This is a genomic window from Microcystis sp. M090S1 (assembly GCF_020246295.1).
Lineage (GTDB): Bacteria > Cyanobacteriota > Cyanobacteriia > Cyanobacteriales > Microcystaceae > Microcystis > Microcystis aeruginosa.
In genome coordinates this window covers 1-6781 of record NZ_JADBTF010000213.1, presented here as the reverse complement: position 1 = coordinate 6781, position 6781 = coordinate 1, and the positions used below count along the sequence as shown (strand labels likewise).

Genomic DNA, 6781 nt, shown 5'->3' with positions numbered 1-6781 from the left:
GTGGTCGAGGGAATCAACAATAAACTTAAACTAATAAAACGGAGAGGCTATGGCTTTAGAAACTTTCGGAATTTTTGGGTTAGAAGTATGTTATCTTGGCATCTTGTCTGTTGATTTAGCATAAAGGGTAACGAAGAGCCAGCTTTTACCGCAAAGTATTTAATATAAACATCTGAATGATTCACTACTTCTTCTATTAATGCCGAAACTGCTTGTGGATTACTAATCTTAGTCAAAGGTATTCCTGCATAACGTCTGAAATCCCCATCTGAATTTTTAATTGTCTCGATTAAAGCTGATACTACTGCTGAATTGTTAATTTTACTTAACGCTTCTACTGCATTGTTTCTAGTTTTCACATCATTGAGTGCTGTAATCAAAGCTTGTATTGTTTCCGAATTACCAATACCAATTTCACCTAGAGCTTTTACCCCCCAAAATCTGACACTTTTTTCAGAATCAGATAGTGTTGAAATTAAAGAGGGTAAAGCTAAAGATTGCTTTTTGTTAATTTTTCCTAAAATTATTGCAGCATTATCTCTAAACCAATCTGAATAATTTAACGCCCGAATAATAGTTGGTAATGCTTCAGAATTGCCAATTTCTCCTAATGCTTTTAATGCCCAACCTCTGAATTGTTTTTCTTTATACAAATCTAATTCAAAATCTAGTATAGGTTTACGTTCTCTCTTTATTTCTTTTATATCGTCTTCTGCATAACCTTTAATTCTGTTTTCTGAATCATCTAATGCCGCACTTAAAGCAGGTATCGATTCAGGATTGCCGATTTCACCTAACAATCCTGCTGCCTTGAATCTAGTATCTCTGACATACCAAGGTGAATCCTTAAGTGCGTTTTCTAATCGTCTTCTCATCACGGGAAAAGTCTTCCCTAATGTCACCATTGTCTTTTTGATATACTCTAAACTAAAATCACGCTGCCACACCTTATAAAGCTTATCGACTATCTGATTAATCAGAGAATCTTGAATATTTTTACTTTCCGCCAGACAGTTACTAGCCAGTATCAATAAAGTCGCAAAAATATCATCTTTTTCCTGTAAAATTGCTTCTAACAAAAGACTAGCATCAGACATCATCCCCGCTAACAAAATAATCGTCTCATGCCAATCATGATCCCAGAAATGCGCCTTGACTAACGCAATTCCATCCTCTTGATTTTTCTTGATCCGTTGATAAAGATAACAAGCGGTAAAATACTCCTGGAAAGTGCGATGTAAAAATAGATATTGATCTCCTTTTTCATGAAACTTCTGAATAATACCATCTTCTTCGCACAACTGTATCATCAATTCATCACTATTTAATTCCCGGAAAATTGTTGATACTTCTTCATGACGTAAATATCTTTCTAAAACATTAAAAAAGTCTTCTTCTTTAAAAATAAAAATTTCTTCTTCTCGACAAGATAATTCATAAGCCACCATCTCTAATAATCTTATCTTAGCTATTCGTTTTGCGCCTGATAGTGATACTAGCTTTCTATTTTCTACCCAATCACGCAGCATATAATCAACTGCTTGTCTATATACTTCATTGCGTTTTGCTGGTAAAATTAAATCCTGAGTTTGATAGAGACTACAAATCAAAGAAAGTAATAAAGGATTTTGTGCTAAACCCTGAATTTGCGGTTTATTTTTCAACTCCTCAATTAAACCTGCTGCTGATACCAAATCATTCTCTAGATAATCTTCCGCATTAACAAACCAGGTTTTGATATATTCAGCTATTTTTTTATCAGTAAAGGGAACAATTTCTACCTCTTTAACTTTCCCTGAAAATTTGCCACTATAACCCACAATGCGAGAAGTTAGATAAATTTTACAAGGAGAATTATCTAAAAAATGCTCAAGTTTTGTATTTAGCTTATGTAGTTGCACAGAAGAAACTTCGTCTAAAGCATCTAAAAATAAGACACATTTTCCCTGTTCTAGCTTTTCTTTGACAATAGACTCAATCTGAAAACTTTTATCAATTAACTGAGGTATTATGTTAATAATATCATCATTTTTTTCTGCTAATTTATTTGCTAACTCAGATAGCCGAAAATACAAAGGAAGAATCACATCCTTAACCTTAACCTTCTCCCGATTGTTTAAGAAGGGTTGAGGAGTATTAACACCTAACTTCCCTAATTCTTCCCTAGCAATTTTTAATGCTTCCATCCTTAAAAGAGTTGATTTACCCATTCCAGGATCAGCAAGAATCATCATTTTATTGTGTTTATCCTTGGCTTCTTCCCAATCAACTTGTACTTTTTTGTTTTCTTCCCGTTGCTGTTCCTCAGTAAACCCTTTTAAGGCATAGATTTTCTTTAATGTTCCCTCATCACCTGTATAAGCTTGCCATGTTTCAATCTCATGGTTATAGCGTCTTTCTAAAGTAACTTCAATAGGAATATATTGCTTTAATAACGAGATTTTTTGACGAGTATGAAAAAATTTAAGATATTGAAATTCATCTTGAATTTTTTCTAAAAATTGACAAACAGCATTCTTGGTAGGTTCTAACCCCAGTTTATCTAAAATATCTAAAATATTATCCCACCGAATTACATAACTTTCATCAGTTTTACTTGATTGAATAACCCCTAAAACTCCTCCTAATTCTTCCGAAAAAACAGCACCTCCGCTTGTACCTCTATCAACCTTAGCATTAATTCGACTAGCTAAAAAATTCGATTTATCAGTAGGTAATTTGTTCCAAGAATTATCATATTCAAGCTTATAATTAGGATAAGTCGAAAGCACATTTAAAGGCGCACTAACAGCAATTTTATCGGTATTAACATCAAATCCTTCTGGAAAATTCTTCTCTTTTTCTCTAGGAAATCCATAAACCGTTACGGAATTTAACGCATCTTGAAAATTAACAATCTTCAGAGGTTTAGCATTCTCAATCTTAATTTTAAGAATTGCAATATCAACTTCTGGATTAGAATATTCTTTACACCATTGCGCCTCGTATTCTTTCCCTTGATAATTCACTCTCAAGGCGGGTAAAAGATAGATAACATGATGACAAGTAATGAGATAACCATCTTCTCGAATAATAAACCCAGAACCCACCGTATCCCCTTTTTCATTGAGGATTTTAACCATTGATTCTTGTAGATAGTCGAGATTGGATTTAATCATTATTCTTCAGTTAAATTAAAATCAATGCGTTGATAAATATCCAGCAATGACATTTGAAAATCCACAGAATGAAACCTTAAAGCATCTTTGTCTGATTCAGAGGCTTTAAACAACCACTCCCCATTATTTTGTTGATAAAACTGCTCAACATAATAACGGTATTGATCAATCAAAATATATTCTTTACACTCAGGAATTGAGCGATAAAACTTAAACTTATCAGTACGGTCATAATCTCTAGTTGATTTCGATAAAACCTCGACAATGATTAACGCATTAGTTACAGTGTTTGTGCCTTTTCCTTCATATAATGGTTTGTCTTTAATCACCATGACATCAGGATAAGTATAAAAGCGATATCTTGGCATCCATAACCGTACATCACTCATAAAAGCCCAATAATCTTGATTGTTAATCTTAGTCGGAAAATTCCTACAGAAATTTAAAGCAATCAGATTATGATTAGTAGTTGCTCCTACCATTGGAGTAATTTCTCCATCTAGATATTCATTTTTGTATTCTGCTATTTCTTCTAGCTGACAATATTCTTCAGGCGTGTAATACTGTTTTTCGATTTGAACTTGCATACTAACCTCCCTTATCTTGGTTAAATTGCCATTCAATAGCAACTTTAATATTAGCTTGTGCTGAACCTTTTGTCACCAAAGGAATCCCCGTTTCGCCACCAACTTGTAACCCAAATTCTAAAGTAACCTTACTGGGTGGATTGGCTTGGGAAACTCCCTGTTTTATCGAAGTTAATAACAATTGTGCATATTCATTAACAATATTAGTAACTCCTGCTTGAAAATTTTTTGTTCTTTCTTCTATATCCTCGAAAAATCCTACTGCTTGCAATTGCTCCCTATCACTTTCTTCGTACTGCATATAAATTTTTGCACCATCGGAGGCTTGTATTTCTGTGGTTTTTATTGACATTTTATCCTAACCTCAATTTGTGGTAATTTAGCAGGGTAAGCGCATCTAAAAATGTAGCAAATTATACAGACATCTAAGACAAGTAATAGGGTGTAGGCAAGGGGCATGGCAAATTTTCAGCCTTCCTTGTCTGAATCTGGCTGCTAGGAGATAATTCCTCTTGTTCCCCTAGACACCAGAATTGCTCATTTGCTAAGGATTTGCTCCCACACTGGCTCAACCAACGAACCGTCGGAAAACCCTTGAGGCTCTAGCTCTGAGTCAGCGACCTGATTGTTTTCATCGTTGATTTTACATTTTCTGGAGGCTTTTTCTGAGATTATTTTATACTCAATTGAATTGCGGCTAAAAGCTAATGGCGACAAAATATTAGTATTTCTTGTCTAATTCTCTGTTCCCGCAGAAAAGCGATCGCTAGTTGTCAAATTTAACTTGACTGGACTGTATAACAGCCATTTCCCCACACAGATACCTAGGGAGATTTTCTCATAAAGATGAAGTATAAGCTAATTCGGTATCGACGATCGACTCCTACCTGACCATTAAGATAACTGTTAAGTGGGTGGGTGTAATTAAATATAAGATGAACGTAGGTTGGGTTGAAGTATGAAACCCAACGCCCGATCATGTTACGCTACCGCTAACCCATCCTACAAATAATTGTGCCTCCCTACTTATAAGTAATTATTGAGAAAATAAATCTCCATACTTAATTTTCTCGTGGCACAATAGAGACAAAGTATAAAAAACTTAACAATAAGGAGAGGTTCGATGGTTGCTACACCAGTCAAAACAAAACGTCTCACCGTGCAGGTGGCCAATCTCACCGCAGACACTACCGCTATTCGTTCCCTCGATTGGGATCGCGATCGCTTCGATATTGAATTCGGATTACAAAACGGTACGACTTATAACTCCTATCTGATTCGTGGGGAAAAAATCGCCCTTGTGGATACCTCTCACGAAAAATTCCGTCAACTATATTTTGATAGCCTCAACGGATTAATTAACCCCCAAGAAATTGATTATTTAATTATCAGTCATACCGAACCCGATCACAGTGGGTTAGTCAGAGATATATTGCAACTCGCTCCCAATATTACCGTCGTTGGGTCGAAAGTAGCAATTCAGTTTTTAGAGAATTTAGTGCATCATCCCTTTCAACGTCAACTGGTCAAAAATGGCGATCAGTTAGACCTAGGCAACGGTCACATTCTCGAATTTGTTAATGCTCCTAATTTACACTGGCCCGATACTATTTTTACCTACGATCACGGTTCGGGAATTTTATTTACCTGTGATGCTTTTGGAATGCACTACTGTTCCGATGATCTTTACGATGAGCAATTAAGTGCTATTGAACCGGATTATCGTTTCTATTATGAATGTTTAATGGCTCCTAATGCTCGTTCCGTACTAGCGGCGATGAAACGGATGGAACCCCTAGGTAATATTAATCTCGTGGCTAATGGTCATGGACCGGTATTAAAACATAATATTACCGAATTATTGAACCATTATCGTGATTGGAGTCAGGCACAAACTAAGGCAGAAAAAACCGTCGCTGTTTTCTACGTTTCCGATTATGGTTATAGCGATCGCCTCTGTCAATCTATTGCCAAAGGTATTACTAAAACTGGTGTGGCCGTAGAAACTCTAGACCTGAAATCCGCCGATCCCCAAGAGGTAAAAGAATTAGCTTCTTCCGCGGTGGGAATCGTCATCGGTACTCCCCCCGTTTCTGGTATTCATGCCCAAGAAATTACGGGGAATCTAGGCACAATTCTCGCCTCGGTTAACCCCAAACAATACCTCGGAATGTTTGAATCTCAAGGGGATGATGATGAACCGATTTTACCTCTATTTAATAAGTTTCGTGAAGTTGGCTTAACCAAAGCTTTCGATCCCATTCGTAGCACAGAAACTCCTAACGAGAGTCTCTATCAACGCTGTGAAGAAGCGGGGACAGATATGGGACAACTATTAACCCAAGAGGTAAAAGTTAAACAAAGAAAATCCCTCGATACTGACCTCGATAAAGCCATCGGACGCATTAGCGGTGGTTTATATATTATTACCACCAAGAAAGGAGACAGAAGCGGGGCAATGGTCGCTTCTTGGGTGACTCAAGCAAGTTTTGATCCTCCCGGTTTTACCGTTGCTGTGGCCAAAGATCGGGCGATCGAGTCTTTACTGCAAGTGGGGGATCAATTCATTTTAAATATTCTGGAAGAAGGCAATTATCAAACCCTGATGAAACACTTTTTAAAACGTTTCGGACCTGGGGAAGATCGTTTTGCAGGAGTCAATACTCGCACCGCTAATAATGGTTCCCCAATTTTAGCCGATGCCCTCGCTTATTTAGAATGTGAGGTAGTTAGTCGTATGGAATGTGCTGACCACTGGATTGTTTACAATAAAGTCACCGATGGTCGCGTTTCTAAACCCGATGGTTTAACGGCTGTTCACCACCGCAAAGTCGGTAATTATTATTAGGATTCTTGCTTGATTTGACTGGTTGAGAAAATACAGATCAAGATGCTTACTCTCAGCTTTTGAGATGGTTTAACCTCTCAACCAGTTAGTCATACTAAATCCGTTGAGTATAGGCTACATATCAGGAGAGGCAATAGGCACTCTTGCAATAGGCAAAAGGAGCAATAGATAATCAGTTTTTAATAACC

4 protein-coding genes and 1 pseudogene are annotated in these 6781 nt (G+C 36.7%); 2 read left to right on the top strand and 3 right to left on the bottom strand.

Annotated elements, in window-relative coordinates; genetic code table 11:
* Positions 1-114, top strand: a 114-nt coding sequence (locus IM477_RS09645; protein ID WP_130758671.1) for a transposase, incomplete at its 5' end; no start/stop codon positions are given.
* 143 nt (positions 115-257) lie between these two features.
* On the opposite strand, the pseudogene IM477_RS09640 reads toward IM477_RS09645, so the two are convergent.
* The 3 genes and pseudogenes from IM477_RS09640 to IM477_RS09630 form a co-directional block, all read right to left on the bottom strand.
* Positions 258-3122: pseudogene (locus IM477_RS09640) on the bottom strand (HEAT repeat domain-containing protein); the annotation flags it as partial.
* Between the two features lie 35 nt (positions 3123-3157).
* Positions 3158-3745: a Uma2 family endonuclease gene (locus tag IM477_RS09635; RefSeq protein WP_287731533.1), complete on the bottom strand. Its 588-nt coding sequence runs from the start codon at positions 3743-3745 to the stop codon at positions 3158-3160.
* Position 3746: 1 nt separating this feature from the next.
* Entirely contained in the window at positions 3747-4097 is a 351-nt protein-coding gene (locus tag IM477_RS09630) for a CU044_2847 family protein (protein WP_287731532.1), read from the bottom strand.
* Positions 4098-4868: 771 nt separating this feature from the next.
* Here IM477_RS09630 and IM477_RS09625 point away from each other — a divergent pair.
* Positions 4869-6593 carry a diflavin flavoprotein gene (locus IM477_RS09625; protein WP_287731531.1) on the top strand — a complete coding sequence of 575 codons (1725 nt, stop codon included), beginning with the start codon at positions 4869-4871 and terminating at the stop codon, positions 6591-6593.
* The last annotated feature ends 188 nt before the right edge of the window (positions 6594-6781 follow it).

Bases quoted from the DNA above. Each gene is read 5' to 3' on its own strand.
- IM477_RS09635 (WP_287731533.1), bottom strand. From the start codon at position 3,745: ATGCAAGTTCAAATCGAAAAACAGTATTACACGCCTGAAGAATATTGT.
- IM477_RS09625 (WP_287731531.1), top strand. From the start codon at position 4,869: ATGGTTGCTACACCAGTCAAAACAAAACGTCTCACCGTGCAGGTGGCC.
- IM477_RS09630 (WP_287731532.1), bottom strand. From the start codon at position 4,097: ATGTCAATAAAAACCACAGAAATACAAGCCTCCGATGGTGCAAAAATT.